This is a genomic window from Mesorhizobium sp. M0833 (genome assembly GCF_040319905.1).
Classification (GTDB): domain Bacteria; phylum Pseudomonadota; class Alphaproteobacteria; order Rhizobiales; family Rhizobiaceae; genus Mesorhizobium.
Map to the genome: position 1 here is coordinate 75,732 of NZ_JAMYOQ010000007.1, position 24,462 is coordinate 100,193.

Below are 24,462 nucleotides of genomic sequence, written 5' to 3' on the forward strand. Positions count from 1 at the left end.
GGGCGGATTCCACGTAAGTTTCCACGCCTGCTCCCACGCTGGCCAGTCGGCCTTTGTTTTATCACCAAACGTGACACGGTGCATCCGGCAGCGAATTCCCGCGCCGGATGCTGGCATTGCCGGGTCCAAATGTAGCGCGGCAAGGTCTCGAAACCTCGCCGCCCAAGCCACCAGTCTGTAACCGGCCCGTGACGACAAGAGACAACGACAACGCGAGGAGATCGACATGTTGCATCAACAGAAAATCAGAACCACCGCCGGGCGCGGACGTCTGTTCGACAGCATTCTCGACACGGTCGGCGATACGCCGGTGATCCGCATCAATAATCTCGGACCGGACCATGCCACGATCTATGTGAAGGCCGAGTTCTTCAATCCCGCCGCCTCGGTAAAGGACAGGCTGGCGCTCAACATCATCGAGGAGGGCGAGCGCAGCGGCGCCTTGAAGCCGGGCCAGACCGTCGTCGAGGCGACCAGCGGCAACACCGGCATCGGCCTGGCCATGGTTTGCGCCCAGAAGGGCTATCCGCTGGTGGTGACGATGGCCGACAGTTTTTCCATCGAACGCCGCAAGCTGATGCGCATGCTGGGTGCCAAGGTGGTGCTGACGCCGCGCGCGCAGAAGGGTTTTGGCATGTACACGAAGGCGGTGGAGCTCGCCGAGGCCAATGGCTGGTTCCTTGCCCGCCAGTTCGAGACCAAGGCCAATGCCGCCATTCACGAAGCGACCACGGCGCGCGAGATCATCAACGATTTCGCCGGCTCGCGGCTCGACTGTTTCGTCACCGGCTATGGCACGGGCGGCACCGTCGCCGGCGTCGGGCACGTGCTGCGCCGCGAGCGGCCGGAGACCCGGATCGTGCTCGCCGAACCGGCCAATGCGCAGCTTATCGGCAGCGGCAAGCCGCAGCAGCGCGGCGCCGGCGGCGCGCCTGCCGCCAGCCATCCAGCGTTCGAGCCGCATCCGATCCAGGGCTGGACGCCCGACTTCATTCCGGACGTGCTGCAGGAGGCGATCGACACAAGCCTCTACGACGAGGTGGTGCCGATTGCCGGGCCCGAGGGCATGAAATGGGCCAAGGCGCTGGCGCAGAAGGAAGGGATTTTCACCGGCATCTCTGGCGGCGCGACCTTCGCGGTGGCGCGGCAGATCGCGGAAAAGGCGGTGCCCGGCTCGGTGATCCTGTGCATGCTTCCCGACACCGGCGAACGTTACATGACCACGCCGCTGTTCGACGGCATCGAAGCGGAGATGGACGCCGAGGAGACCGCGCTTTCGCAGTCGACACCCGGCTGCCAGTTTCCGGCGTGACGGCGGCACATCGGGAGCGGCCTGCATGGACACGAAACCTGGATTGGCCGTCACGGCCAGCGAGGAAACGCTTGACCCCTCGAACTGGGCCGATGTGCAGGTCCTGTCGCATCGGATCGTCGACGATGCCGTCGCTTACCTGCGTGATGTCAGAGAGCGTCCGGTGTGGCAGGAGATGCCGGTCGATGTGAGGACCTTCTTCGCATCGCCGCTGCCGCGTTCGCCGGCGCCGCTGGCAGAAATCTATGGCGACGTCACCAGGAGCTTGATGCCCTATCCGATGGGCAACATCCATCCGCGCTTCTGGTCCTGGTATATGGGCTCGAGCAATTTCACCGGCGCGCTCGGCGATTTCCTGGCGGCGATCCAGGGCTCCAACCTCGGCGGCGGCAACCATGCCGCCGCGCTGATGGACAATCAGGTCGTCGACTGGTGCAAGGAAATGATGGGCTTTCCGCAATCGGCCAGCGGCACGCTGGTCAGCGGCGGCTCGATGGCCAACATCATCGGTCTGACCGTGGCGCGCAACGCCAAGGCCGGCATCGACATACGCGAGCACGGCGTTGCCGGCATCGACAAGCCACTGCGTTTCTACGGCTCCGACCAGCTTCACTCCTGTCATCGCAAGGCGATGGAGGCGCTCGGCCTCGGCAACCGGGCGCTGCGCCGCATCCCGAGCGATGCCGGGCTGCGGATCGACATCGCTGCGTTGCGGGCGGCGATCGCCGAGGACCGTGACGCCGGTTTCAAGCCGGCCTGCGTAATCGGTACGGCCGGCACGGTGAACACCGGCGCAATCGACGATCTGCAAGCGCTGGCTGACCTGGCGGCAAAAGAGGATCTGTGGTTTCACGTCGATGGCTGCATCGGCGCCTTGCTTGCGATTGCGCCGGACAATTCGCATCGCGTTGCCGGCATCGAGCGCGCCCACTCAATCGCGCTCGATCCGCATAAATGGCTGCACGCGCCCTTCGAGGTCGGCTGCGCGCTGATCCGGGATGCCTCCGCGCATCGCCGCACGTTCGCGGTGACGCCGGAATATCTGGAATCGACGCCGCGCGGCCTGGCCTCCGGCCAATGGCTGCACGACTACGGCTTGCAGACGTCACGCGGCTTCCGGGCGCTGAAGGTGTGGATGGCGCTGAGAGAACATGGCATCGAAAAGTTCGGCCGGCTGATCGACCAGAACATCGCGCAAGGGCAGTATCTCGGTCAGCTGATCGAGGCCGAACCGGCGCTCCAGCTGGTGGCGCCGGTGAACATCAACATCGTCTGCTTTCGCTATCGCGCCGATGGGTTGGACGCTGAGCGCCTGAAAGCGCTCAACACCGAGATCATGCTGAGGCTGCAGGAAGAAGGCATCGCCGCCATTTCCGACACGACGGTGCATGGCCAACATTGCCTCAGGGTCGCCATCAACAACCACCGTACCCGGCGCGACGATCTGGACCTGCTGGTGCGGGAAACGGTGCGCCTCGGGCGGGAGATTTCAAGGGCGGGCACCGCCGGCTGACGCCGGCTTCCGCTGCCTTGGGTGCCGGCTTTCCATCGAGCGGCACGACTCACGCCTCGAGCCAGACCTTCTCGAAATGCTGCTCGAGCGCCTGGTGCTGCTCGCAGCCATGGACGCCCTTGCGGTAGGTGCGGTAGACCGAGCGCCAGTAGGGCTGGATGATGATGCCGGAATCGCGGAGATTCTGCTCGATCTTTGCCATGATCTCCTTGCGGGCACCGGCATCGGGCATCGCCAGCGCCTTGTCGAGCAGGCTGTCGAATTCCGGATTGGCGTAGGCGCTCTCGTTCCAGGCGGCGCCCGATTTGTAGGCCAGCGCCAGCACCTGGACGCCCAGCGGCCGGCCGAGCCATTCGGTGCAGGAGAACGGATATTTGCTCCAGTCGTTCCAGAAGGTGGCGGCCGGCAGCACCGTGCGCTTGATCTTCAGCCCGGCCTCGCGCATCTGCGCTGCGATGGCGTCGCCGGTGCCCTTTTGCCAGTCGATATCAACGGAAATGAGCTCGTATTCGTGATCGGCCTTGCCGGCCTCGGCGAGCAGGGCCTTGGCTTGATCGATGTTGCGCACGGCTGGGCCGATATCGGCATATTCGGGATGCATCGGCCCGACATGATGGTTCTCGGCCGGCTTGCCACGGTTGTCCATGCCGATCTTCAGCACAGCGGCGTTGTCGACGGCGAGCTGGGCGGCGCGGCGCATCTTGATGTCGTCATAGGGCGGATTGGCGACATTGAAACGCGCGACGATCGTCGAGCCGGTGGCGATCTCGGAATTGCTCAGGCCCATGGAGTCCGTCTGCGCAACCCTGTCGGAGGCGGTTTCGTGGTCGGTGTCGATCTCGCCCGATTCGAAGGCCGACAGCATGGCGTTGGGGTCGGAGCCGTAGTCGACCCATTTGATGCCGTCGAGGTAGAACTCGCCCTTCCACCATGGCTTGTCCTTGCGGCGGACTTCGGCGCCGACCTCGGCGTCCCATGCCACGAGTTCGCACGGCCCGGTGGTGATCGCCAATGCCTTCAGCGGGTCGCCGTCGCCTTGATAGCTGCGGTGCATGATCAGCGCCGGATAGTCGGCCATGCCGGCAATCAGCGAGATGTCGGGCTTGGGCAAATTGAGCCGCACGGTGAAGTCGTCGACGCGTTCGATGCCGCCGTCGACGGCTTTCTTGGTGTCAGCGTTGACCAGTGCGCCCATCCGCGCGGCGACAGAATTGCCGGCGACGGACGCATCGCACCAGCGCGTCAGATTGTGAATGACATCGTCGGCGTTGAAGGTGTCGCCATTCGACCAGTTGACGCCTTTGCGGACATGCAGCGTCAGCACGCGGGCATCGTCGCTGGTCTCCCAGCTCTCGAGCAGCCATGGCTCGAAGGTGAAGTCGCGGTTCCAGCGCACCAGATATTCATTACACTGGCGGGCGACGTTGGACATCTCGACGCCGTCGAAGGTGCGCGGATCCTTCCAGCCCTTGACGTTCATGGCAACGCGCAAGACGCCGCCGCGCTTCGCCTCCTCGGCCCTGGCCGGTGACGGAGCAAGCCCGCCAAGCGCCAGCGCGCCGGCAGCGCTGACACCAAACGCGGCCATAGTGGCGAGATATTCGCGCCGGTTCATCTGGCCCTTCTTGAAGCCGGCGGCGACGGGCGCGGCCTGCGGATGCAATTTCCGATCGGTCAGCATGAACTTCATCGTCGTTCCCTCTTGGTTGGGCGCCTCCGACCGGCCGCGCCGCGGGGGTGGATGCGTTTCGCAGGGGCGCCTTACGTGAGGTGATGATAATGCTGGCCTGAGCGGGCAAGTGTTCGGGTTTCCGCAGTTGTTGTGCGGTGTTCCGCAGTGGGGAGCTTGAGGAGAGGGGATTTCTGCGCTTGCCTGGCCGGCATGAGAGCCGCACTCCGCCGTCACTCCGGCCACTTGCCCCCGCCCAGCGCGGCTATGGCCGCGACGATGCGATCAAAGGCCTCGCCGGCGCGCGGCACGGTCTTGCGGGCGCGCAGGAAACTGTGCACGAGGCGCGGCTCCTCGCGCCACCATGCCTTACCGCCGGCGGCAAGGATGCGGTCGCGATAGGTCTGGCCGTCCGATGACAGCGGATCGCATTGCGCGGTGACGATGACCGTCGGCGGCAGGCCGGAGAAGTCGCTATCGTTAAGTGGCGAAAATGTCGGGTCGTCCGGCGACTGCCCCTTCGCTGCCCGGATATGGCGGTAGAATTCGACGTCCCGCAACCTCAGCAGCGGTGCCTCGGCGTGCTCGATATAGGAGCCGGTGCGCGCTTTGCCGTCCAGCTCTGGGCCGTCTAGCTCGTCACCGCCCAATTCGGGATAGATCAGCACCTGGCCGATCGCGCGGCGAGGATGGCGGCGCGTCGCCTGCGCCACTGCTGCGGCCAGGTTGCCGCCGGCGCTCTCGCCGCAGAGCACGATCGGCAAGCCGGTCGTCGCCGCAGCCCATTCGAACACCGCCAGCGCATCCTCGAAGGCCGCCGGATGCAGATGTTCAGGCGCCAGCCGGTAGTCGGCGGACAGAACCGCAAAGCCGGTGCCGGCGCAGATCTCGGCGCAGATGTCGTCATGGCTGTCGAGCCCGCCAAGCACGAAACCGCCGCCGTGATAATAGACGACCATCGCCTGCGGCGCCGTTCCCGCCATATGGTAACGCCGGACCGGGATCGCACGGTCGCCGACGCTGCTGTCGCTGGCCTTGACGCCGGGTGGATAGGGCTCGCGAAACGCCCGGCACATGGCATCATAGACCGCCCGCTGCCTGTCGATCGGCATGTAGACGATTTCGGGCGGATACCACTCGTTGACACTGTCGATATAGGCCCACAGTTCCGGATCGAGCAGCGTCAGGTATTTTCCGCGGTCTGTCGTTTCGGGTCGCTCGGCTTCGGTGACCATCGCGGCGCGATCCCGCTCAGAGCTCGGCGTAGAGCCGGGCGGCGTTTTCGTAGCTGAAACGCAGCGGCACCGAGCCCTCGACCTGCCAGGCATCGACCGTCTCGCCGGCCAGCAGCCGGCAGGCGGCCTCGGTGGTGGTGACGGCACCGCCATAGAGCCGGTTGGCGAGGTTGAGGATGGCCGTCTGATGCATCGCCGTGCTGCCGCTGCCGCAGGCATCCTTGACCAGCAGCACACGAAAGCCCGACGCCACCGCATCTTTGACGGTGGCATCGATGCAGGCCTCGGTCCAGACGCCGGCAACGACCAGCCATTCGATGCCGTCGGCCTTGAGCCGCCCGGCGGCAGGCCCTCCACCAAAGGCGCTGGCCTGCGTCTTGACCAGCATCGTCTCGCCGGCTGCAGGCGCCACTTCCGGACAGATCGCCGTCAGCGGATCGTCCTTGTCGGAGAAAGCCGACTTGCCGTTGGTCTCGACCGGGTGGAACGGCCGTGCTGTGGCGACATCGACGACATAGGCCCAGTGATACAACGGCACATGATTGGCCCGTGCCGCTGCCTGCAGGCGCTGTACGTTGGCGAGGATATCGCCATAGCCTTCGACCAGATAGCGCTTGTCCCGCCGATGCTCCTCCTGGAGATCGATGAACACCGCCGCCGCCTTGCCGGACTTGATCGAGATCGGGCTTTTCATGCAAAACTGCCTGTCAGCACTCAAACTTGCCTGTCAAGGAACTCGTCCTCATAAGGGAACCGCGACAGAAGCTCGGTGCCGGTCTCGGTGATCAGGATCTCGTCCTCCAGCTTGACGCCCTCGCGACCGCCCTTCTCGCCGATATAGCTCTCGACGCTGACCACCATGCCGGGCACGATGACCCCGTCGCGGCCATAGGTCTCGTAATCCATGGCATGCGCGATGAACGGCGTCTCGCCATGCATGCCGACGCCGTGCATGACCGAGGTATAACGCTGGTCGACGAAGCGGTCCGGGATCTTCCAGGCCTTATCGGCAATCTCGCGAAACGCCATACCCGGCTTGACGACCCCGATATTGTGCTGAACCTGGTCGTGCGCCATGCGGTAGAGCGACTTCTGGTAATCCGTCGGCCTGCCCGGGCCGCAGCGGAAGGTGCGGGAAAAGTCCGAATAATAGCCGTAGCAGCCGATCGTGTCGGTATCGAGCGCCAGGAGTTCGCCCGGCCTGATCTTGCGGCCGCTCGCCTCGTTGAACCATGGATTGGTGCGCTGGCCCGAGGTAAGCAGCCGGGTTTCGATGAACTCGCCGCCCTGCCGGATCACCTCGCCATACATGATGGCGAACAGCTCGTTTTCGGAAACGCCGGGCTTGATCGCCTCGCGCACGGCATAGACGGCGGCCTCGGCGCCGGCCATCGAAACCTGCAGGCATTTTACTTCCTCGGGCGTCTTGACCGCGCGCACCGCCAAAATCTCGCCCTGGCAATCGCGGACGTCGCAGCCGCGCTTTTCGAGCGCCAGCGCCTGCAGATGGCTGCAGCGGTCGAGGCCGAGCTTCATCGAGCCGCCGCCATGCGCCTTGAGCAAATCGGCGATCTCGTCGGCGAAGGGACCCGCGGTTTCGTCGTCGCGGCCCGACACCGAAGACCATACCAGCTTGGACGGACGCGCCTCGTCGATCGTGTCGAGCACCATCGAGACGTGGTAGCTCTGCGGATATTCGAACAGCACGATCGGCCCTTCGGTGGGGATGAAGAAGTAGCGCGTCGAGTTGCGCAGGAAATAGCCGAACATGTTGCGCGAACCGGTGGCGTAACGCTGGTTGTAGGGGTCGAACAAAACGACGCCGCCATAGCCGGCCTCGCGCATCCAGGCACGCAGCCTGGCAAGGCGCCCCTTGCGCAGCGCGTCGGCGTCGATGAAGGACGGCTCGGTATCGGACAGCCACATGCCGCCGGCCGGATCGGCCGCCGCCGGATGGCGCATGCGGTCCTTGAAGTCGACGTCCTCGGTGCTGTCGGGGTCAAAAACGACAATGCTCATGGGTGCCTCCTGGAAGCGGCGACGATGAGCCATGCGTTGCGCAAAGTCTGTGCGGAATCCCGCAGGTGTTGTGCCGGATGCCGCTAGGCGGCAGCCCCCTTCAATTACCTCGGCGATTGACTGTGGGCCCGAACGTTTTCGTCATCCCAGGGCGGAGCAAGGAGCGAAGCGACGCAGCGCAGACCCTAGGATCCATGCCGTGACATTGGTCGTAGAATGCGGCGGAATGGCGCTTGTGCGCGCATCGATGCTCGCTACCCTGAAACCATGACCGGCTACGTTTACATGACCGCAAGCCAGAAGCGCGGCACGGAGGGGTGGTTCGGCTAATCTCCGACGTTTGCGGCTTGCGAAGGCCCCTAATGCCTGCGCATCACCTTCGGCGCATGCCCATGCTCTTCCCTGAAGGCGCGGGCAAAGCTCGACATTGAGGCAAAGCCGCAGGCCAGCGCCACGTCGCGCACCATCAGCGTCGAATGGGCCAAAAGATCGGCGGCACGCTTCAGCCGCAGCCGGCGGTAGTAGCCGTTGGGCGAAATGCTGAGCTCGGAGCGAAAATTGCGTTCGAGCTTGTCGGAGGAGACGCCAAGCCTATTCGCCAACTCCGCCATGCCGAGCCGTTCCTCCACTGCATCCTCCATGATGGCGATGGCCGACAGCACCAGATCGTTCTGCACGCCGGTGCGTAAGCGCAGCGGCATCAGCTTGCGGTCGACACTGGAGCGCAGCGGGCTGTGCACGAACCATTCGGCGACGCCGGCCGACAGCTCGGCGCCATAGTCGTCGGTGATGATCTCCAGCATCATGTCGAGGCTGCCGATGCCTCCGGCCGAGGTGAAGCGCTTGCGGTCGATGACATAGAGATCGCGCCTCAGCTCGATGTCGGGAAAGGCCTCGGTGAAGGCGGCCTGGCTGGTCCAGTGCAAGGTGCAGGCATGGCCGTCGAGCAGGCCCGCGCGGGCAAGGAAGAACGCCGCATCCGCCACAGCACCGATATGGGCGCCACCGCGCAGGCTCTTGCGGATCCAGCTCACGGCATCGTATGCGACGAGATGATCGGCATCGCCGCCCGAGCAGACGACGATGCGATCGACCTTCGGCGCGTCATGGGCGGAAAAACCGGGCTGGATGACGACGCCGTTCGAGGCCTCCACCGGGCCTTCGGCGGCGCCGACGATGATCCAGCGATAGCAGTCCCGCTTGGCCAGAACGTTGGCGGCGCGGAGCGGCTCGATGACCGAGCTGAACGCCATCATCGGAAAGCCGGGGAAGACGAGGATGGCGAAGGTGAGCGGGGTATCGCTTGCCGTCGGTTGGTTGCGTTGTCGGTTGTTCATAGCTTCCGGAGCCAGGCAGCAAGGTGGATCAGGAAGCTACAATTCTGCCAGATGGCGCCAAGGTCAACGGAATAGAATGTAAGACACATGGATGGATGCAAGCGCCGCTCGTTGGCGATCCTTCACGCCCCCCTCTGTCCTGCCGGAGAACGGCAGCTTCGCCGTCCCGTCTGTGTTTCAGCGTTGGAGGTTGGCGAAAGCGCAAGATGACGGCCAATCTCCCTCGTGGCCGAGATGCCCGGTAGGGCAGAGGGGGCACTGTCCGCCGAAGTCTCGCAAGGTTCTTGCTGCCGGGCTCAACTCGCCAGCGCCTGATCCAGATCCGCGATCAGATCGTCGCCATCCTCGATCCCGGCCGACAAGCGCACCAGCGAATCGGATATCCCGATCTCGGCGCGTTTTTTCGCCGGGATCGAGCCGTGCGTCATCAGCGCCGGGTGCTCGATCAGGCTTTCGACACCGCCGAGGCTTTCGGCCAGCGTGAACAGTTGCGTGTGTTCGAGGAAGCGCTTGGTGCCGGCGAGGTCGCGGTCGAGCTCGACGGTGATCATACCGCCGAAGGCGTGCATCTGCCGCCTGGCGATGGCGTGCTGCGGATGGCTGGGCAGGCCGGGATAGATGACACGACGGATGTCGGGGCGGCTTTCCAGCCAGTGCGCGATCTTCTGGCCGTTCGACGAATGGCGCTCCATCCTGAGCGCCAGCGTCTTCAAGCCGCGCAGCGCCAGGAAACTATCGAACGGTCCGGAAATGGCACCGATGGCGTTCTGCAGGAATTTCAGCCGCTCAGTGAGATCCTTGTTGTCGCCGACCACGGCGACGCCGCCGACCATGTCGGAATGGCCATTGAGGTATTTGGTCGTCGAATGGATTGATATGTCGATGCCGAGCTCCAGCGGCCGCTGCAGATAGGGGCTGCAGAAGGTGTTGTCGGCAACCGACATCACGCCCTTGCGCCTGGCCAGAGCCGCGACGGCTTCCAGATCGACGACGCGCAGCAGCGGATTGGTCGGCGTCTCGACCCAGAGCATTTTGGTTTCCGGGCGGATCGCCGCCTCGACCGCGGCAAGATCGGTGAAGTCGACGAAGTCGACCTGGAGGTTGGCCGAGCGCTTGCGCACCCGCTCGAGCAATCGGAACGTGCCGCCATAGATGTCGTCGGTGGCGACGATATGCGCGCCTGAATCGAGCAGTTCAAACACCGTGGCGATCGCCGCCAGCCCCGAAGCGAAGGCGAAGGCGGCTGTGCCGCTTTCGAGGTCGGCCACAGCGCGCTCGAAGGCAAAGCGGGTCGGGTTCTGGCTGCGGGCATATTCAAAGCCCTTGTGCACGCCCGGGCTCTGCTGGCCATAGGTCGAGGTGGCGTAGATCGGTACCATCACCGCGCCCGTCGTCGGGTCGTGGCTCTGGCCGCCATGGATGGTGCGGGTCGAGAAGGCGAGGCGGTTTTTGCCCGATACAGTGGCTTTGACGGTCATCGGGCGCGCCTCAGATGGTTGATCAGGTCGATGCGGGTTATCAGGCCAATGAACTCGTCGCCGTCGAAGACGATGGCGACCTCGTTGCGGTCGAACACCGGCAGCAGCGCGTCCAGCGTCTGGCTGGCCTGCAGCGTGTGCAGATTCGTGGTCATCGCCGTCCTAACCGGGGCCTTGAAGCGGTCCCAGCGACTGTCATAGGGGCCTTCGACCTTGGCCAGGATATCGCTTTCGTCGATGATGCCGACGAGCTTGCCCTCGTCCAGCACCGGCAGTTGCGAGACATCCGAGCGGCGCATGCGGCCATAGGCGTTGAGCAGGCTTTCGTCGGGGCCGACGGACACGACATCGCCGGTGCGGAGCGTGCGCATCACCAGGTCGCGCAGGTCGCCATGCTGCTCCTGCTCGGCAAGGCCCTGCTCGGCCAGCCAGAAGTCGTCGAAAACTTTCGACAGGTACTTGTTGCCGCTGTCGCACACGAAGGTGACGACGCGCTTGGGCACGGTCTGCTCGCGGCAATAGCGGAGTGCTGCCGAAAGCAGCGTGCCCGACGACGAGCCGGCGAGAATGCCTTCCTTCGAAAGCAGGTCGCGCACCGCAAGCATGCTCTGCTTGTCGGGGATGGAATAGGCCTTCCTGACCAGCGACAGATCGGCATTGGGCGGCACGAAATCCTCGCCGATGCCTTCGACGGTCCAGCTTCCGGCCTCTACCATCTTGCCGGTCTTGATCAGGGGCGCCAGCACCGAGCCGACCGGATCGGCGAGCACCATCTCGGTCTTCGGCGAGACTTTCGCAAAATAGCGGCCGAGCCCGGTCAGCGTGCCGCCGGAGCCGACGCCGACGACCACCGCATCGACATCGCCTTCGAGCTGTTGAAAGATTTCCGGCCCGGTCGTGGTCTCGTGGGCATGCGGATTGGCCGGGTTGGCAAACTGGTTGGCGTAGAAGGCGCCGGGCAACTCGGCGGCGATTTTTTCGGCCATGTCCTGATAGTATTCGGCATGGCCCTTGCCGACATCGGAACGGGTCATGCGCACTTCGGCGCCGAGCGCCCGCAAATGCTGGATCTTTTCGCGCGACATCTTGTCAGGCACGACAAGGATGATGTGGTAGCCCTTGGGGATGCCGACCTGGGCGAGACCAAGACCGGTGTTGCCGGCGGTCGCCTCGACGATCGTCCCGCCGCGTTTCAGTTTGCCCTGTTTTTCGGCGGCGGCAATCATCGACAGCGCGATGCGGTCCTTGATCGAGCCGCCGGGATTCTGGCTTTCGAGCTTGATGAACAGCCGGCACTTGCCGATGTCGAATTTGGTCAGCTCGACGATCGGCGTCTGCCCGATCAGGTCGAGAACCGAGGCATAGGGCGGGCGCAGGCGGGACGATGCATCGTCCTGTGCCACGATCTTGTGCTTGCTCATGTCAGATGCTCCGTTGCCAGAATGAGCAACCGCCCTGAAAGACGGCAACCTACCGTCTTTTCCAGCCGTTTGCAGTTGGAAAGAAGATAGATCGTGCCAATCCGGCCGCCAGCAGGGGAATGGAATTTCGCGAAAGCTTCGCCGGCTCCAGGCAGGGCAAAAGATTTGCAGAACCTGCTTGGGGTTCAGGCGATCGCGGCTTGGGCTTCGATCTCGATCAGAAAATCCGGATTGCCGAGGCCGGCGACGCGCAGCACCTTGATGATCGGCGGCGCGCCACGGTTTGCCCAGAAGGCCATCCAGGCGCCGAAGGCCGGCCCTATATCCAGGTCGCCGGCGATATAGACCGAGAGGCTGACCAGGTCTTCAGCATCTTGTCGGAAAGCGAAGGGATCAGCCGGCGCAGGTCGGAATAGCGCATCGGCTGTTCCTTGATGCGCGCCAGGATCACCGTCTTCCATTTGCCGCCGAGCGCGTCGAGCGCGAACTCGACCGGACAGCCGTAGGGTCTTCCCCGTTGGGTCATGGGCCATGGTAGGCAAGGCACGGTGACGACGAAAGCAGAATTTGCCCGGCCATCTGGCCAGGGTCGCGGCTTACGGCCTCGCCGAGTACAAAATCCATGGAGGAGACCGAAGACGAGCGTACGCGACACCAATCCGGTCAAAGCGAGACGGCCGAACGTGGCGTCATCGCTTAGCTGTCTCGACCACCACGGGCTGACTTCTGGTGGAGCGAGCTCCCGCGCCCTGGTTCGCCTTCAGCGAACGCGGTTATGCCGTCGAGATCTTTTCACCCGACGGCGGCGGTCTTGCATCCGAATTGCGTCAAGACAAAGGGAGCCTCATCCGAGCAAGCGCTTGCTCAGCCGCGCGCACTGCACACGAATATCGGGAATGGCGTCGATCTCGAAGAAGGTGCCGCGCGTCAGTGGCCCGACGGCGAGGATCTTGGCGGATACCGTGCCGTCGCCGGCGATGACCTCGCAGTTAGCGGTCACGTCGAGGCCGAGGCGCAGCGGATCCGGCCGTGCCAGTCCACGCTCGACCAGCGACCGCACCACGCTGTTCGAGGTGGTCGAGATGTCCCTGGCGATGCCTGTGCAATCATAGATGCGGGTGACGTCGAACCTTTCGAGCTGCTGTGTGTGGCGCGACTGGACCTGTACGCTGAAGCCGTCGCCGGCGGCGATCTCGACGACGCGCCCGGCGACAAGGCGGATGCGGCCCGCTTGCACCGCCTCGGCAACGCGGGTGTAGACTTCCGGCGCCATGCGATGGCGGTGGATGTCCCACCAGGCCTTGGTGTGCTCGACGAAGCGGCGCTTGGCCGAGGACGGCCAGTTCTGCCAGATCTTCTGGTTGAAGGGTCTCAGACCGTCGACGACGTCGCGCCAGTCGATACCGGCCTTCTGGTTTTCCCGGATCAGGTCGCGGAACCAGCCGACGAAATAGGAAAGCTGGGTGCCGAGCGGAATGTCGGCGACGTCGAGCTTGATCGGATTGCCCTTGCGATGCGGCGAAGGCAGCAGGCCGCGCCGCGACACCGCGACGATCGCGCGGCGGTGGCCGCGCTGCTCGAGCGACAGGAAGGCATCGACCATGCTCAAGCCGGTGCCCAGCACCAGGACTTGGGCTTCGGGGTCGAGCGCAGTGTCCGCCTCGGATCCCATCCTGATCGCATGCCCCTGCCCCGCCCCCGGCTCTTCGTCATGCCCGGTGGCGAGCACGGCAAGATGCGCGACCACGCTGGTGCCGTTGGCCAGCGCCACCTCGACGCCGGAGGCGGTCGGCGAGATCGACAGGCTCTCCTCGCGGATCAGGCGCAGCCGGCCCGTCTGCTGCTCACGCGCCTCGAGCTCGTCGAGCAGCTCCTTGAGATAGCGGGCGTAGACGCTGCGCGGTGCATAGACCGGCGCCTGTTCCGGCGTCGCTATCCCGCGTTCAAGCAGCCAGCGCGAGAAATTGCCGGGATCGTCGGCATAGGCGCTCATGCCCGACGCGCTGACATTCAGCACATGCGCCGACAGCAGCGTTGAATAGGCCATGCCTTGCCCAAAATGCGGGCGTTTTTCGATCAGGCTGACGCGGAGATCGGGATTGGGCGACTTCAGCAGATGCGCCGCAAGCACGACGCCGCTGGCGCCGCCACCGACAATGATGATCGAATTTGGCGTAGCGCGCCCGGTCATACGCACACCAGCTGTGCTGGCGATCGTCGCCGGCTCAGGAGAGATTGGTTCAGGCCTGGATTTTCAACGCCGCCGAAAAGTCTTCGTCGCCGACGATATCGCGCATTTCGGCGAGGCTGCGCTGATCCAGCACCTCGGCGATGGCCTGCCGGACCTCCAGCATCAGGTGTCGGACTTGGCATGTCGCCTCGTTGCAGTCTTCGCAGCGCTGATACTGGGTGCGGCTGGCGCAAGGAATGGGGGCAAGCGGCCCGTCGAGCACGCGCACGACGTGGCCGACCTTGATCTCGTCCGCCGGGCGCGCCAGCCGATAGCCGCCGTCCTTGCCCTTGCGGCTCTGGACGAACCCGGCATTGCGCAATTCGCCAAGAATGGCATCAAGGAACTTCTTCGGAATATTGTTTCCTGTAGCGATGTCGTTGACGAAGGCGAGCTGTCCAACCGGCAGGCGCGCCAGATGGACGAGCGCCTTGAGGCCGTACTTACCTTTTTTCGTGAGCATAACCCGAACGTTTCTCTGTCATGCGATGGCGCAAGGCCATCGGTTGCGAAACGCCTGGCGTGCCTCCCCGCCGCGTCCAAGCTGTCACTACAGATAAATTCTAGTGACATGATATACAAGCCGAGAAACGTTGATTTTGCTTCGTTTTCAAGCCGCAATGGCCATTTTGGTCGGGGCTTGTGCCCTTGCGAGCACAGGAGCCGCCGCGAATGGCACACCGGCAAACTGGCCGGCGGCAGGAATGTCCCGATCGGCGAGAATACCGACGGCAGCTTCTGCCCCTGAATTTGAAGGCCAAAGCATGCCGCGCACGGCAACAAGGAGGGTGGCGTCGCTCATCGTCCTCTCCAATCCTTCAATGTCGATAAGGATACTAGACTTAACCGCGAACACAGGGAACTTGTTTCCAATTTCTTGGCTGCTCGCAGCATGGGTTTGCCGATGCAGGTGAAAACGGGAAAATCCTTGCTGCGCGTATGGACGACATGGAAGAGGTTCCCGGGCAAGGACGCTGGTTCTCACCCGGGCCATCACCCAGAAGCGTGCGAATGGGCAACTGCCCTAGCCAGACGACTTTTTCTAACAAGGCCGAGCCGATTGGAAGGATTTAACTCTACAAGAACGATAGAGTTAGGTGAATATGAAACGCAATCCGGGTTTTCTCGTTTCCAAGGAGCCTTTCATGTCCACCATTTCGCGACGTATCGTTCTCTTGTCCTCGGCGGCTCTGGCAGGTGCCGTCTTTCTCGGCCCAGCCGATGCGCAGGACCTCAAGATCACTATCGGCTACCAGACAGTCGTCGAACCCTCGAAGGTGCCGCAGGCCGACGGCGCCTATGAGAGCGCGACCAAGGCGGCAATCGACTGGCGGAAATTCGATTCCGGCGCCGACGTGATCGCCGCCATCGCTTCCGGTTCGGTCGACATCGGTTATGTCGGCTCGAGCCCGCTGGCGGCGGCGGCGAGCCGCGAGCTTCCCATCCAGACAATCTTCATTGTCGGGCTGATCGGCGAATCCGAGGCCCTTGTCGCCCGCAATGGCGCCGGCATCGAGAAGGCCGCCGACCTTGCCGGCAAGAAGGTGGCGGTGCCCTTCGTTTCGACGACGCATTACAGCCTGCTTGCCGCGCTGAAGCATGAGGGTGTCGACCCGAAGTCGGTCGATATTCTCAACCTGCGGCCACCGGAGATCGCGGCGGCATGGGCGCGCGGCGACATCGACGCCGCCTATGTCTGGGATCCGGCACTCGGCCAGATCAAGACGACGGGCAAGGTCGTGCTGGATTCCTCGCAGGTCGCAGCCTGGGGCGCGCCGACCTTCGACGCCTGGATCGTGCGCACCGACTTCGCCGAAAGGAACCCGGAAGCGGTGCGCGACTTCGTCAAAGTGACGGGCGCTGCCTATGCCGACTTCCTGGCCAAGCCGGATCAATGGTCGGTGTCCTCGCCGCAAGCGGCCAAGATCACCAGGATCACCGGGGCCAAGCTCGAAGACGTGCCGCAACTGCTGAGAGGCTATGTCTTCCCGACGCTCGAGGAGCAGGCCTCGGACAAGTTCCTCGGTGGCGGCACGGTCAAGGCGGTCGAGGCGACATCGGCCTTCCTCAAGGAGCAGGGCAAGATTGACGCCGTCTTGCCGGATTATTCGAAATACGTGTCGTCGAAATATGTCGGCGAGGCGCTGGCCTCGAATTAGCGGCGGCTCAATACGCGCGTCCTCTCTTCCCTGACACGCGCGTTGCCTGCCCCGGAGCCGCTGACGAGGAACGGCTTCGGGGCTGGCAGGTTTACAATATCGGCGACCCCACATGACGCATCTCATGCTCGACCAAGTCTCGGTTCATTATGACGGCCAGCCGGCGCCGGCCGTCGAACGCGTGTCGCTTGACATCGCCAAGGATGACTTCGTTGTCCTGGTCGGCCGCTCCGGCTGCGGCAAGACCTCGCTGCTCAACGTCGCTGCGGGCCTGGTCCAGCCTGTGCGCGGACGCGCCACGATTGGCGGCAGGCCGATCACGGCGCCAGGCTCGGACCGCGCCGTCGTGTTCCAGAACGACGCATTGTTTCCGTGGCTGACCGCGCGGGAAAATGTCGCCTTTGCTCTCAGGCTGCGCGGTGTCAGGGCCGCCGAACGGGCGCGGACTGCCGACGACCTTCTGGCGCTGGTGAAGCTCGACGGCGCCGGCGACAAGCGCATCTGGGAGCTTTCCGGCGGCATGCGCCAGCGCGTCGGCCTGGCCAGGGCGCTGGCAGCCGAGCCGCAATTCCTGCTGCTCGACGAACCGCTGGGCGCACTCGATGCGCTGACACGCGAACGCATGCAGACAACGCTGCTCGATCTGTGGACGGCAAGCCAGGTCGGCGTGCTGATGGTCACGCACGGCATCGACGAAGCGCTGGTGCTCGCCACCCGCATCATTGTGCTCGCTCCCGGCCCTGGCCGGGTGGTGCGGAGTTTCGAGGCCGGTTTCAGCCGGCGCTATGCAGCCGGCGAGGCCATTCGTAGCATCAAGGCCGATCCCGCCTTCGCCGCGGCGCGCGGCGAGCTGACCGACGCGATCTTCGAAGGGGAGGCAGCATGACCGTTACCTCCTATACCGAGCGGCCGCAGCGCTCCAAAGTCGACGACGGAGCCGACGCGCTGTCGGTGCCATGGTCGCGGCCGCGGCCGAGACGCAGCCGCGTTTCGGCCCGCGTGGTTAGCGCGATCACCATTCTGATGGTGCTGGCAGTGTGGACGGTATCGGCCCGCCTGCAATTGGTGCCGCCGGTTTTCCTGCCGTCGCCTGTGGCAGTCTGGAACAAATTTGTCGTCGTCGCCCGTGACGGCTTTGTCGACGCGACGCTGCTCCAGCATATCGCCGCCAGCCTGTGGCGCGTGTTTGCAGCGCTGATCGTCGCCATCGTCGTCGGCGTTCCCATCGGGCTGGCGATCGGCGTCAGCACGATCGGGCGTGGCCTCTTCGATCCGCTGCTCGAATTCCTGCGGCCGATCCCGCCGCTCGCCTATCTGCCGCTGATCATTATCTGGTTCGGCATTGGCGAGCCGTCCAAGATCCTGGTGATTGCCGTTGCCATGCTGGCACCGGTTGCGCTGTCGACGGCATCGGGTGTTCGCGGCGTCTCGCAGGAACGCATCAATGCAGCGCGCGCGCTTGGCGCCACGCAGCGCCAAGTGATCAGGCACGTCACCCTGCCCAGCGCGCTGCCCTCGATCCTGACCGGTCTGCGCATCGCGCTTGGCGCCGGTTGGTCGACGCTGGTCGCCGCCGAGCTGGTGGCCGCGACGCGCGGGCTCGGTTTCATGATCCAGTCCGCTGCCCAGTTCCTCGTCACCGACGTGGTGGTGATGGGCATACTGGTGATCGCGGCCATTGCCTTCGTGCTCGAATTCATCATCCGCAGGATCGAGCGGGTGCTCGTCCCGTGGGCAGGGCGGGAGTGACCGACAATGCCCCATTCCATCGCTGTATTGTTCGCGCATTTCGGCCATTGGCTCCGCCTGATCAAGGCCGGGGACAAACAGCCGCCTGACGGCGAACGCAAAACGCCGGTGCAACTGGACGCGGAGCGCAACCGCCTGCCGCCGCGCGACGAAAGTTTCTACTGGGGCTGGCAATACTGGTCGCGGTGACCCGGCCGCCACGGGTACGCTGTGGCGCTCTGGCGGGAGCCTGAGGATCGACGCCTGCTCAAACGCGCGAACGGTTCGCCCAGGCCAGGCCGGCCAAGCCGACCAGCGCGGTGACGATGCCGACATAGAGCCATTGCGACTGGCCGGTCATGAAGCTGCCGCCGATAACGCCGATGCCTTGCAACGTCCACAGCACGCCGATGGTGAGCACAATCAAGGCCAGCAGATTTTTGATCAATCTCATCGCTAGAACTCCGTTCCAAGTCGATCATAAACCGCGTTCCGGCCGGAATGAAACAGCGAGAAGACGCTGCTCGATTACACCAACTTCTACTTGGATGCTAATCTCTGATCTTGTGCAAGACGCCCGGAGATCGGCGCAGACATCATCAAAGAAGCTGCGCCTCGCTGCAGAAAGTCTCTGACAAATTGTTTCGCGCCGACTCCAAACGTGTAACATTGCCATGGAACCGACAGATCATTGCCGCATTTGCTGCCTTGTTCGGCACCTAACGGCTTGGGTCTGTCAACGGAGCTAACCCCAAGCATGAAGAAAAGCTATCAGGCCGCGCTCGTCGCGGCCACGATTGCGGCCGGCCTGACGGTCGGCGCATCCGCCACCAACGCCGCTGCTCAGTGCGGTCGTGCCTCCTGGTACTCACTGCATTCCAGAACCGCTTCCGGCGAGCGCATGAACCCGTCGGCGCTGACCGCCGCGCATCGCAGCCTGCCGTTCGGCACCAAGCTGAAGGTGACCAATCGCAACAATGGCCGCAGCGTCGTCGTGCGCATCAACGACCGCGGCCCCTTTATCAGGGGCCGGATGCTCGATCTGTCGAAGGGCGCAGCCAGTCAGCTTGGCTTCATCAGCTCGGGCCATACCGCTGTCTGCATGGCACGGGTCTAACGGTCCGGCCGCCACGGCCGGACGCCGCCTCCAACGATCTTCCCAATAGCCGTGCCCTTGCCTGGCCTTCGCAGGTGCACTTCGCAGGTGCACATTGAGCCGGCTGTTGCCCTTCCAGGCGGATTCTCAATGCCTTGGACGAAAGAATGAGCATAAATCACGCAGATTGACGTATTGCATCGCAGCAGATTGTTGCTAACTTCCCCGCAAAGCATTCAAGGCTCGGCGCTGCTCGTCGGCCCTTCGATCGCAGTCGGCAGCGGGGTTCTCGATGTTCTACCAGCTCTACGAACTGAACCACGCCGCCTTGCAGCCGGCGCGCCTCTATGCCGATGCGGTGCGCCTGTTCTACTCCAATCCGCTCAATCCGGTCTCACACACGTCCTGGGGCCGCTCGGTTGCGGCAACGGCCGAACTGTTCGAGCGCACGACGCGCCGCTACGGCAAGCCGCAATTCGGCCTGACCAAGACCGTGGTCGACTGGAAAAACGTCGAGGTCAGCGAACGCACCGTCTGGTCGCGGCCGTTCTGCAACCTGGTTCGTTTCGAGCGGGCGGTTCCTGCCGGGCGCCGGCCGGATCCGAAGCTGTTGATCGTCGCGCCGATGTCGGGCCACTACGCGACGCTGCTGCGCGGCACGGTGGAGGCGATGCTGCCCTATGCCGACGTGCATATCACCGACTGGGTCGACGCCCGCATGGTGCCGCTGGCCGACGGCAGCTTCGATCTTGACGACTATATCGACTACATCGTCGACATGCTGCATGCGCTGGGCCCCGACACCCATGTGATGGCGGTGTGCCAGCCTTCGGTGCCGGTGCTGGCGGCGGCGGCACTGATGGAAGCCAAGGGTGATCCGTTCGTGCCCTCGACGATGACGCTGATGGGCGGGCCAATTGACACGCGCCGCAATCCGACGGCGGTCAATCTGCTGGCGCAGGAAAAGGGCATCGACTGGTTCCGCGACAATGTCATCATGCGCGCGCCCTGGCCGGTGCCGGGCTTCGGCCGCGAGGTCTATCCCGGCTTCCTGCAGCTTTCGGGTTTCATGAGCATGAACCTCGACCGCCACATCACCGCCCACAAGGACTTCTTCATGCATCTGGTGAAGCATGACGGTGACAATGCCGAGAAGCACCGCGAGTTCTACGACGAATATCTGGCGGTGATGGATCTGACGGCGGAATTCTACCTGCAGACCGTCGACACCGTGTTTGTCCGCCAGGCCTTGCCCAAGGGCACGATGACGCATCGCGGCGTGGCGGTCGATCCTTCGGCGATCCGCAATGTCGCCCTGTTCACGGTCGAGGGCGAGAACGACGACATCTCCGGCCTCGGCCAGACCAAGGCCGCGCACGATCTGTGCATCAACATCCCAGCCGACAGGCACGCCCATTACATGCAGCCTGCGGTCGGCCATTATGGTGTGTTCAACGGCTCGCGCTTCCGTTCCGAAATCGTGCCGCGCATCGTCGACTTCATCACCAGCTACGGCCGTCAGAACCGTGTTGCGGTGAAGCCCAAGCTGGTCAGGACCGGCAAGAAATAGGCGACCAGTGATGATGCCCGTCAATCCGCATCAGGTCGGTCTATGCCAAAATCATCGGCTGGCGCGGCCGTGCGGCCAGTCGACCTGTTGCACAATAGTCGCGTTGGCGCCACGCGGGTAACCATGCCGCAAAAATCAATCCATCCTCATAATTGACACGGACTGTAAATACCCCTTAACGTTTCGTTAATAACAAGGGACAAGCGGGGACAATGATTTCCTCACCAATGGCGAGAACGCTGCGCCTGTGCGCGCTGGCCGGACTTACTGTGGCGGCAGGTTGGGCCAGTTCGGCCTCGGCGGCCGGCCCGATGATAACAGGTGGCCCGACCTCGCAGCCGATCGGCCATTATGATTTCTGCAAGAGCTACGCCTCCGAATGCTCGATCCGCCCGAAGGATCTGTCGCCCGCCAGCCTGACCGGCTCGCTGTGGCGCAAGCTGCTCAGCGTCACGGCAAAGGTCAACGCCGCCGTCAAGCCGGAGAGCGACTTCGACATCTACGGCAAGGATGAGGTCTGGGCCTATCCCGACAAGGGCGTTGGCGATTGCGAGGACTATGTCCTGGAAAAGCGCCGTGAGCTGAACCGGCTGGGCGTCTCGTTTGCCGATCTGCTGATGACCGTCGTGCGCAAGCCGGATGGCGAAGGCCACGCCGTGCTGACGGTGCGCACCGACAAGGGCGACTACATCCTTGACAATCTGACCGACCAGGTCCGTCCCTGGGACCAGACCGGCTATCGTTTCCTCAAGCGGCAGGCGATCGACAATACCGGCCGCTGGGTCTCCATCCGCGGCGGCCAGCAGGTTCTGGTCGGCTCGGTCCAGTAACAAGGCAACTCATTTCGGCCGTGCCAGCGCGGCGCGGATCGACGCAATGATGCGGCGAAGCTCGGCTTCGTCGAGCTTTTCAATGTTGTCGGCCAGGAGATTGGCAAGCTCGGTCGCCGCCGGGCTAAGGCCCGACGTGTCGAGCTTGACGCGCGGATGCGAGGTTTCGGCCAGCCGCGCCAGTTCCTCGGCGTCGTCCCAAATGATGTTGAAATAGCCGATGATCTTCTGGATCAGCGTCCAGCTCGGCGCACCGCGGCGGCCGTGTTCCAGCGCCGAGAGATAGGCTGCGCTGACGCCGATCGCCTTGGCCATGTCTTTCTGGCTGACGCCGCGCTCGTTTCGCAGCACGCGAAGCTTTTCGCCGAACGGGGTCACAAGCGCACCTTCATGGATGCATCCTCATAGGTGCGTCCCTCATCGGCATGCCCTCATGAGCGTGCCCGCCGCAAGCGGACATAGAGCGCACCCGAGCCGCCATGTTTGCGGGCGGCATGGTCGTGGCTGGAGACGAGGGGCCGGAAAGCGGGTGTCGACAGCCATGACGGCACGGCGCGCCGCAAGACGCCATCACCGCCCGACGAAGAGCCCTTGCCGGTGATCACCAGGACGTAGCGGATGCCGCCGGCATGCGCCCGGCACAGGAAGGAAAACAGCAGCGAATAGGCTTCGTCCTGGGTCAGGCCATGCAGGTCGACGCGGCCCTCGATCGGCAGCCGGCCCTTCGACAGCTTGTCCAGCGTCGGTTCGTCGAGTGCGTGGGAGACATGCTGCGCCTTCGGCTTTGCGGCCGCGGCAGGATTGCCCGCGACCTGTGCCGGCGGCGGCGCCTGCCTGGTCTCGTCGATCTCCGGCCCAACGTGTGGAATTTCGACGGCGGTTCTGCCCTTCAGGGGTTGTGCCGTGCGCGCGACCAGGTTCCACAGCACCCGGTCGTCCTCGCTCAGCCTGTCGATGCGCCGGGTCATCGGCCTGCTCCTGAAACCAGCGACCGGGGGATCAGCGCATAAAAATCCGCGGCGTTGCGAATAACGCCGGCGATCTCGCCGGCCGCTTCGCCCGACCCGGCAAACAGATCACCGCGGGCCGGGCCGGTGATTGCCGAACCGGTGTCCTGCGCGATCATCAGCCGCCGGAACGGTTTTCCGTCGAAGGCGGTCAGCGACGGCGCATCGATATGGAAGGGCGTGCCGAACGTGTGCAACAGCCGGTCGACGGCGATCGAGCGGCCGGGTGTCAGCGGCACCTTGGCGGCAGCAATCGGGCCGAGCTCCCGGTCGTCGACGCCCGTCTCGCAGAAGAAGATATAGGAGCGGTTGCGCCACAGGGTCTCGTCGACGCGCTCCGGATGCGCCTTGAACCAGGCACGGATCGACTGCATCGTCACCTTCTCCGGCGGGATCTCGCCTTCCTCGCTCAGGATCTTGCCCGGTCCGGTAAAGCGCTGGCCGGATTTGGCGGCATAGGTGATGCGGCGAAGCCTGCCATCGGTCATGTTGAGCCGTGCCGCGCCCTGCACGTGAATGAAGAAGGCGTCGACCTTGTCGGCGAGCCAGGCGATTTCCAGCCCTTTTCCGGCAAGCGCGCCGCGTTCGATCTCGCCGCGGTCGAAATATTCGACCGGGCCGTTCGGCGCCGCACGAGCGAAGGCGAGATAAGGATCCAAGCCGGAAGGACGATTGCCGTCGTCGATGTCGACCAGGTCGGCAGGGCGCGCCAGCAACGGTACCGAAAATCGTTCCGTGCGCACCGGCGAGGCTTCGACCTCCGGCTCATAAAAGCCGGTTACCAGGCCGGGACCACTATCTTCGGCATCGATACGGGCCGGAACGAAATGGCGCTCGAAAAAGCTTCGTGCCTGCAACCGATTCGGCGACGAAACGGTACGCGCTTCGGCATAGGCATCGGCAAAGCCATTGTAGTCGACGCCGAGCGCGCCGGAGCGGTAGGGTTTGGTCAGGATATGAAAGGCCGAGCGGCGAAAGGCGTCAAAGGCAGGGAGATGGTCGTCCTCGCCCCAGCCCGGCAATTCGCCAAAGGATCTTTCGCTGAAGGCTCGAGAAAGCGACACGACAGCCTCCGCCGCCGTCCAGTTCAGTCTTCTTCTTCGGTGGCGACGAGCTTCCAGTTCGGATCGCGCGAGCGCGTGTCGCGGGCGAAGGTCCAGACATCCTTGACCTCGGCGACGGTCTCGGGATCGCCGTCGATGACAGCGCCGGCCTTGTCGCGGGTCGCCGAAATCAGCTCGCTGACAATGCGCAGCGTGATGTGCGCCTCGCTGCCCTTCATCTCGGCCGAAACGATGTCGGCCTTGTCGATGCCGACGAAGGAGGACTGGATTTTTTCGGCTTTCGCCTCACGGTCGCCGATGGCCGCGACGAAGCCGTCATAGACCTCGCGCGACAAAAGGTTCTTCAAGGTTTTGCGGTCGCCATCCGCGTAGGCCATGACGATCATCTCATAAGCCATCTTTGCGCCGTCGACGAAGGTCTTCGGGTCGAACGTCGGATCATTGTCCTTGATCGCCCGCAGGCCCCGGTTGAGATCGGTGTCGGGCTTGGCAAAGGCATCGATCGCCGCATAGGTGTCGGCCGCCGGCTCTCCTGTCAGGCGCTTGCGCGGCAGCGAAACCACGTTCTCGGGTTTCTGGGCGGCATCCTTGTCGTTTTTGCGCGCTGCCGTATATGGATCGAAGGGCGGGCGCTCGTTTCCCGTGCGACGGCCAAGCACGTTGCGCAGCTGGAAGAAGATCACCACCGCCGCGATCAGAAAGAAAATCGTGCCGAAGTCGAAGAAGCCCATATCTTGCGCCGATCAATCCCTGCTTTGGCCGGACCAGCGGCCAAGCAGGGGCCGTGATCACAT

General features: G+C 63.9%; 25 protein-coding genes. 9 read left to right on the plus strand and 16 right to left on the minus strand.

The genetic code is table 11. The features are described from left to right. The first annotated feature begins 226 nt into the window (after positions 1–226). Both NKH98_RS10370 and NKH98_RS10375 read left to right on the plus strand, forming a co-directional pair. Positions 227–1,312 carry a PLP-dependent cysteine synthase family protein gene (locus NKH98_RS10370; protein WP_352898116.1) on the plus strand — a complete coding sequence of 362 codons (1,086 nt, stop codon included), beginning with the start codon at positions 227–229 and terminating at the stop codon, positions 1,310–1,312. A 25-nt stretch (positions 1,313–1,337) separates the two neighbouring features. Continuing rightward, positions 1,338–2,825, plus strand: a complete 1,488-nt coding sequence (locus tag NKH98_RS10375; RefSeq protein ID WP_352898118.1) for a pyridoxal phosphate-dependent decarboxylase family protein — start codon at positions 1,338–1,340, stop codon at positions 2,823–2,825. 49 nt (positions 2,826–2,874) lie between these two features. Here the strand turns inward: NKH98_RS10375 and NKH98_RS10380 are convergent, their stop codons facing one another. From NKH98_RS10380 to NKH98_RS10430, 11 genes are all read right to left on the minus strand, one after another. After that, the gene (locus tag NKH98_RS10380) at positions 2,875–4,515 is read right to left on the minus strand and encodes an ABC transporter substrate-binding protein (RefSeq protein ID WP_352898120.1); all 1,641 of its coding nucleotides are present in this window, start codon (positions 4,513–4,515) and stop codon (positions 2,875–2,877) included. Positions 4,516–4,727: 212 nt separating this feature from the next. Then, positions 4,728–5,729 carry an alpha/beta hydrolase gene (locus NKH98_RS10385; protein ID WP_352898123.1) on the minus strand — a complete coding sequence of 334 codons (1,002 nt, stop codon included), beginning with the start codon at positions 5,727–5,729 and terminating at the stop codon, positions 4,728–4,730. 16 nt (positions 5,730–5,745) lie between these two features. Continuing rightward, the gene (locus tag NKH98_RS10390; protein ID WP_352898125.1) at positions 5,746–6,423 is read right to left on the minus strand and encodes an isochorismatase family protein; all 678 of its coding nucleotides are present in this window, start codon (positions 6,421–6,423) and stop codon (positions 5,746–5,748) included. Between the two features lie 20 nt (positions 6,424–6,443). After that, positions 6,444–7,748, minus strand: coding sequence for a M24 family metallopeptidase (locus tag NKH98_RS10395; RefSeq protein ID WP_352898128.1), 1,305 nt, complete (start codon positions 7,746–7,748; stop codon positions 6,444–6,446). Positions 7,749–8,107: 359 nt separating this feature from the next. Continuing rightward, entirely contained in the window at positions 8,108–9,085 is a 978-nt protein-coding gene (locus NKH98_RS10400) for a GlxA family transcriptional regulator (RefSeq protein WP_352898131.1), read from the minus strand. A gap of 296 nt (positions 9,086–9,381) precedes the next feature. Next, the gene (locus NKH98_RS10405; protein WP_352898134.1) at positions 9,382–10,563 is read right to left on the minus strand and encodes a cystathionine gamma-synthase; all 1,182 of its coding nucleotides are present in this window, start codon (positions 10,561–10,563) and stop codon (positions 9,382–9,384) included. After that, positions 10,560–11,984, minus strand: coding sequence for a pyridoxal-phosphate dependent enzyme (locus NKH98_RS10410; RefSeq protein WP_352802271.1), 1,425 nt, complete (start codon positions 11,982–11,984; stop codon positions 10,560–10,562). The genes NKH98_RS10405 and NKH98_RS10410 overlap by 4 nt, the downstream gene beginning before the upstream one ends. Positions 11,985–12,303: 319 nt before the next feature. Continuing rightward, on the minus strand, positions 12,304–12,510 hold the full coding sequence (locus NKH98_RS10415; RefSeq protein ID WP_352898137.1) for a winged helix-turn-helix transcriptional regulator: 207 nt from the start codon (positions 12,508–12,510) through the stop codon (positions 12,304–12,306). Positions 12,511–12,828: 318 nt separating this feature from the next. Next, the gene (locus tag NKH98_RS10420) at positions 12,829–14,175 is read right to left on the minus strand and encodes an FAD/NAD(P)-binding protein (protein WP_352898139.1); all 1,347 of its coding nucleotides are present in this window, start codon (positions 14,173–14,175) and stop codon (positions 12,829–12,831) included. Positions 14,176–14,224: 49 nt separating this feature from the next. Then, the gene (locus NKH98_RS10425) at positions 14,225–14,677 is read right to left on the minus strand and encodes an RrF2 family transcriptional regulator (protein WP_352476864.1); all 453 of its coding nucleotides are present in this window, start codon (positions 14,675–14,677) and stop codon (positions 14,225–14,227) included. Positions 14,678–14,824: 147 nt separating this feature from the next. Then, a complete protein-coding gene (locus NKH98_RS10430; RefSeq protein ID WP_352898142.1) occupies positions 14,825–15,016 on the minus strand; it encodes a hypothetical protein in 192 nt (63 codons plus the stop codon). A 343-nt stretch (positions 15,017–15,359) separates the two neighbouring features. On the opposite strand from NKH98_RS10430, the gene tauA reads away from it, so the two are divergent. The 4 genes from tauA to NKH98_RS10450 all read left to right on the plus strand — a co-directional run bounded on the left by tauA (position 15,360) and on the right by NKH98_RS10450 (position 18,311). Next, the gene (tauA, locus tag NKH98_RS10435) at positions 15,360–16,373 is read left to right on the plus strand and encodes a taurine ABC transporter substrate-binding protein (RefSeq protein WP_352898145.1); all 1,014 of its coding nucleotides are present in this window, start codon (positions 15,360–15,362) and stop codon (positions 16,371–16,373) included. A gap of 112 nt (positions 16,374–16,485) precedes the next feature. Then, positions 16,486–17,259: a taurine ABC transporter ATP-binding protein gene (locus NKH98_RS10440; protein WP_352898148.1), complete on the plus strand. Its 774-nt coding sequence runs from the start codon at positions 16,486–16,488 to the stop codon at positions 17,257–17,259. Continuing rightward, positions 17,256–18,122: an ABC transporter permease subunit gene (locus NKH98_RS10445; RefSeq protein WP_352898150.1), complete on the plus strand. Its 867-nt coding sequence runs from the start codon at positions 17,256–17,258 to the stop codon at positions 18,120–18,122. The genes NKH98_RS10440 and NKH98_RS10445 overlap by 4 nt, the downstream gene beginning before the upstream one ends. Positions 18,123–18,128: 6 nt before the next feature. Beyond that, positions 18,129–18,311, plus strand: coding sequence for a hypothetical protein (locus NKH98_RS10450; RefSeq protein ID WP_352476808.1), 183 nt, complete (start codon positions 18,129–18,131; stop codon positions 18,309–18,311). Between the two features lie 58 nt (positions 18,312–18,369). Here the strand turns inward: NKH98_RS10450 and NKH98_RS10455 are convergent, their stop codons facing one another. Then, positions 18,370–18,555, minus strand: coding sequence for a hypothetical protein (locus NKH98_RS10455; protein ID WP_352898152.1), 186 nt, complete (start codon positions 18,553–18,555; stop codon positions 18,370–18,372). A 303-nt stretch (positions 18,556–18,858) separates the two neighbouring features. Between NKH98_RS10455 and NKH98_RS10460 the strand changes: the two genes are divergently transcribed. The 3 genes from NKH98_RS10460 to NKH98_RS10470 all read left to right on the plus strand — a co-directional run bounded on the left by NKH98_RS10460 (position 18,859) and on the right by NKH98_RS10470 (position 21,597). Next, positions 18,859–19,218, plus strand: coding sequence for a septal ring lytic transglycosylase RlpA family protein (locus NKH98_RS10460; RefSeq protein ID WP_254817962.1), 360 nt, complete (start codon positions 18,859–18,861; stop codon positions 19,216–19,218). A 271-nt stretch (positions 19,219–19,489) separates the two neighbouring features. Continuing rightward, complete coding sequence (locus tag NKH98_RS10465; protein ID WP_254817961.1) at positions 19,490–20,767, plus strand: polyhydroxyalkanoate depolymerase; 1,278 nt, start codon at positions 19,490–19,492, stop codon at positions 20,765–20,767. A gap of 212 nt (positions 20,768–20,979) precedes the next feature. After that, positions 20,980–21,597, plus strand: a complete 618-nt coding sequence (locus NKH98_RS10470; RefSeq protein WP_352476804.1) for a transglutaminase-like cysteine peptidase — start codon at positions 20,980–20,982, stop codon at positions 21,595–21,597. Positions 21,598–21,606: 9 nt separating this feature from the next. Here NKH98_RS10470 and NKH98_RS10475 read toward each other — a convergent pair whose 3' ends face one another. Genes NKH98_RS10475 through NKH98_RS10490 form a run of 4 tightly spaced genes read right to left on the minus strand, consistent with a single transcriptional unit; the run spans position 21,607 to position 24,399 of the window. Further along, the gene (locus NKH98_RS10475) at positions 21,607–21,975 is read right to left on the minus strand and encodes a helix-turn-helix domain-containing protein (RefSeq protein ID WP_023675912.1); all 369 of its coding nucleotides are present in this window, start codon (positions 21,973–21,975) and stop codon (positions 21,607–21,609) included. A 53-nt stretch (positions 21,976–22,028) separates the two neighbouring features. Further along, entirely contained in the window at positions 22,029–22,565 is a 537-nt protein-coding gene (locus tag NKH98_RS10480; RefSeq protein ID WP_352898154.1) for a Smr/MutS family protein, read from the minus strand. Continuing rightward, complete coding sequence (gene mltA, locus NKH98_RS10485) at positions 22,562–23,668, minus strand: murein transglycosylase A (protein ID WP_352898156.1); 1,107 nt, start codon at positions 23,666–23,668, stop codon at positions 22,562–22,564. The genes NKH98_RS10480 and mltA overlap by 4 nt, the downstream gene beginning before the upstream one ends. A 23-nt stretch (positions 23,669–23,691) precedes the next feature. Continuing rightward, complete coding sequence (locus NKH98_RS10490) at positions 23,692–24,399, minus strand: Tim44/TimA family putative adaptor protein (RefSeq protein WP_254817956.1); 708 nt, start codon at positions 24,397–24,399, stop codon at positions 23,692–23,694. Positions 24,400–24,462: the final 63 nt, after the last annotated feature.

What these genes read in the sequence shown, in the direction of transcription:
- NKH98_RS10370 (WP_352898116.1), top strand. Translation starts at nt 227, where the DNA reads ATGTTGCATCAACAGAAAATCAGAACCACCGCCGGGCGCGGACGTCTG.
- NKH98_RS10375 (WP_352898118.1), top strand. Translation starts at nt 1,338, where the DNA reads ATGGACACGAAACCTGGATTGGCCGTCACGGCCAGCGAGGAAACGCTT.
- NKH98_RS10380 (WP_352898120.1), bottom strand. Translation starts at nt 4,515, where the DNA reads ATGAAGTTCATGCTGACCGATCGGAAATTGCATCCGCAGGCCGCGCCC.
- NKH98_RS10385 (WP_352898123.1), bottom strand. Translation starts at nt 5,729, where the DNA reads ATGGTCACCGAAGCCGAGCGACCCGAAACGACAGACCGCGGAAAATAC.
- NKH98_RS10390 (WP_352898125.1), bottom strand. Translation starts at nt 6,423, where the DNA reads ATGAAAAGCCCGATCTCGATCAAGTCCGGCAAGGCGGCGGCGGTGTTC.
- NKH98_RS10395 (WP_352898128.1), bottom strand. Translation starts at nt 7,748, where the DNA reads ATGAGCATTGTCGTTTTTGACCCCGACAGCACCGAGGACGTCGACTTC.
- NKH98_RS10400 (WP_352898131.1), bottom strand. Translation starts at nt 9,085, where the DNA reads ATGAACAACCGACAACGCAACCAACCGACGGCAAGCGATACCCCGCTC.
- NKH98_RS10405 (WP_352898134.1), bottom strand. Translation starts at nt 10,563, where the DNA reads ATGACCGTCAAAGCCACTGTATCGGGCAAAAACCGCCTCGCCTTCTCG.
- NKH98_RS10410 (WP_352802271.1), bottom strand. Translation starts at nt 11,984, where the DNA reads ATGAGCAAGCACAAGATCGTGGCACAGGACGATGCATCGTCCCGCCTG.
- NKH98_RS10415 (WP_352898137.1), bottom strand. Translation starts at nt 12,510, where the DNA reads ATGACCCAACGGGGAAGACCCTACGGCTGTCCGGTCGAGTTCGCGCTC.
- NKH98_RS10420 (WP_352898139.1), bottom strand. Translation starts at nt 14,175, where the DNA reads ATGACCGGGCGCGCTACGCCAAATTCGATCATCATTGTCGGTGGCGGC.
- NKH98_RS10425 (WP_352476864.1), bottom strand. Translation starts at nt 14,677, where the DNA reads ATGCTCACGAAAAAAGGTAAGTACGGCCTCAAGGCGCTCGTCCATCTG.
- NKH98_RS10430 (WP_352898142.1), bottom strand. Translation starts at nt 15,016, where the DNA reads ATGAGCGACGCCACCCTCCTTGTTGCCGTGCGCGGCATGCTTTGGCCT.
- tauA (WP_352898145.1), top strand. Translation starts at nt 15,360, where the DNA reads ATGTCCACCATTTCGCGACGTATCGTTCTCTTGTCCTCGGCGGCTCTG.
- NKH98_RS10440 (WP_352898148.1), top strand. Translation starts at nt 16,486, where the DNA reads ATGACGCATCTCATGCTCGACCAAGTCTCGGTTCATTATGACGGCCAG.
- NKH98_RS10445 (WP_352898150.1), top strand. Translation starts at nt 17,256, where the DNA reads ATGACCGTTACCTCCTATACCGAGCGGCCGCAGCGCTCCAAAGTCGAC.
- NKH98_RS10450 (WP_352476808.1), top strand. Translation starts at nt 18,129, where the DNA reads ATGCCCCATTCCATCGCTGTATTGTTCGCGCATTTCGGCCATTGGCTC.
- NKH98_RS10455 (WP_352898152.1), bottom strand. Translation starts at nt 18,555, where the DNA reads ATGAGATTGATCAAAAATCTGCTGGCCTTGATTGTGCTCACCATCGGC.
- NKH98_RS10460 (WP_254817962.1), top strand. Translation starts at nt 18,859, where the DNA reads ATGAAGAAAAGCTATCAGGCCGCGCTCGTCGCGGCCACGATTGCGGCC.
- NKH98_RS10465 (WP_254817961.1), top strand. Translation starts at nt 19,490, where the DNA reads ATGTTCTACCAGCTCTACGAACTGAACCACGCCGCCTTGCAGCCGGCG.
- NKH98_RS10470 (WP_352476804.1), top strand. Translation starts at nt 20,980, where the DNA reads ATGATTTCCTCACCAATGGCGAGAACGCTGCGCCTGTGCGCGCTGGCC.
- NKH98_RS10480 (WP_352898154.1), bottom strand. Translation starts at nt 22,565, where the DNA reads ATGACCCGGCGCATCGACAGGCTGAGCGAGGACGACCGGGTGCTGTGG.
- NKH98_RS10490 (WP_254817956.1), bottom strand. Translation starts at nt 24,399, where the DNA reads ATGGGCTTCTTCGACTTCGGCACGATTTTCTTTCTGATCGCGGCGGTG.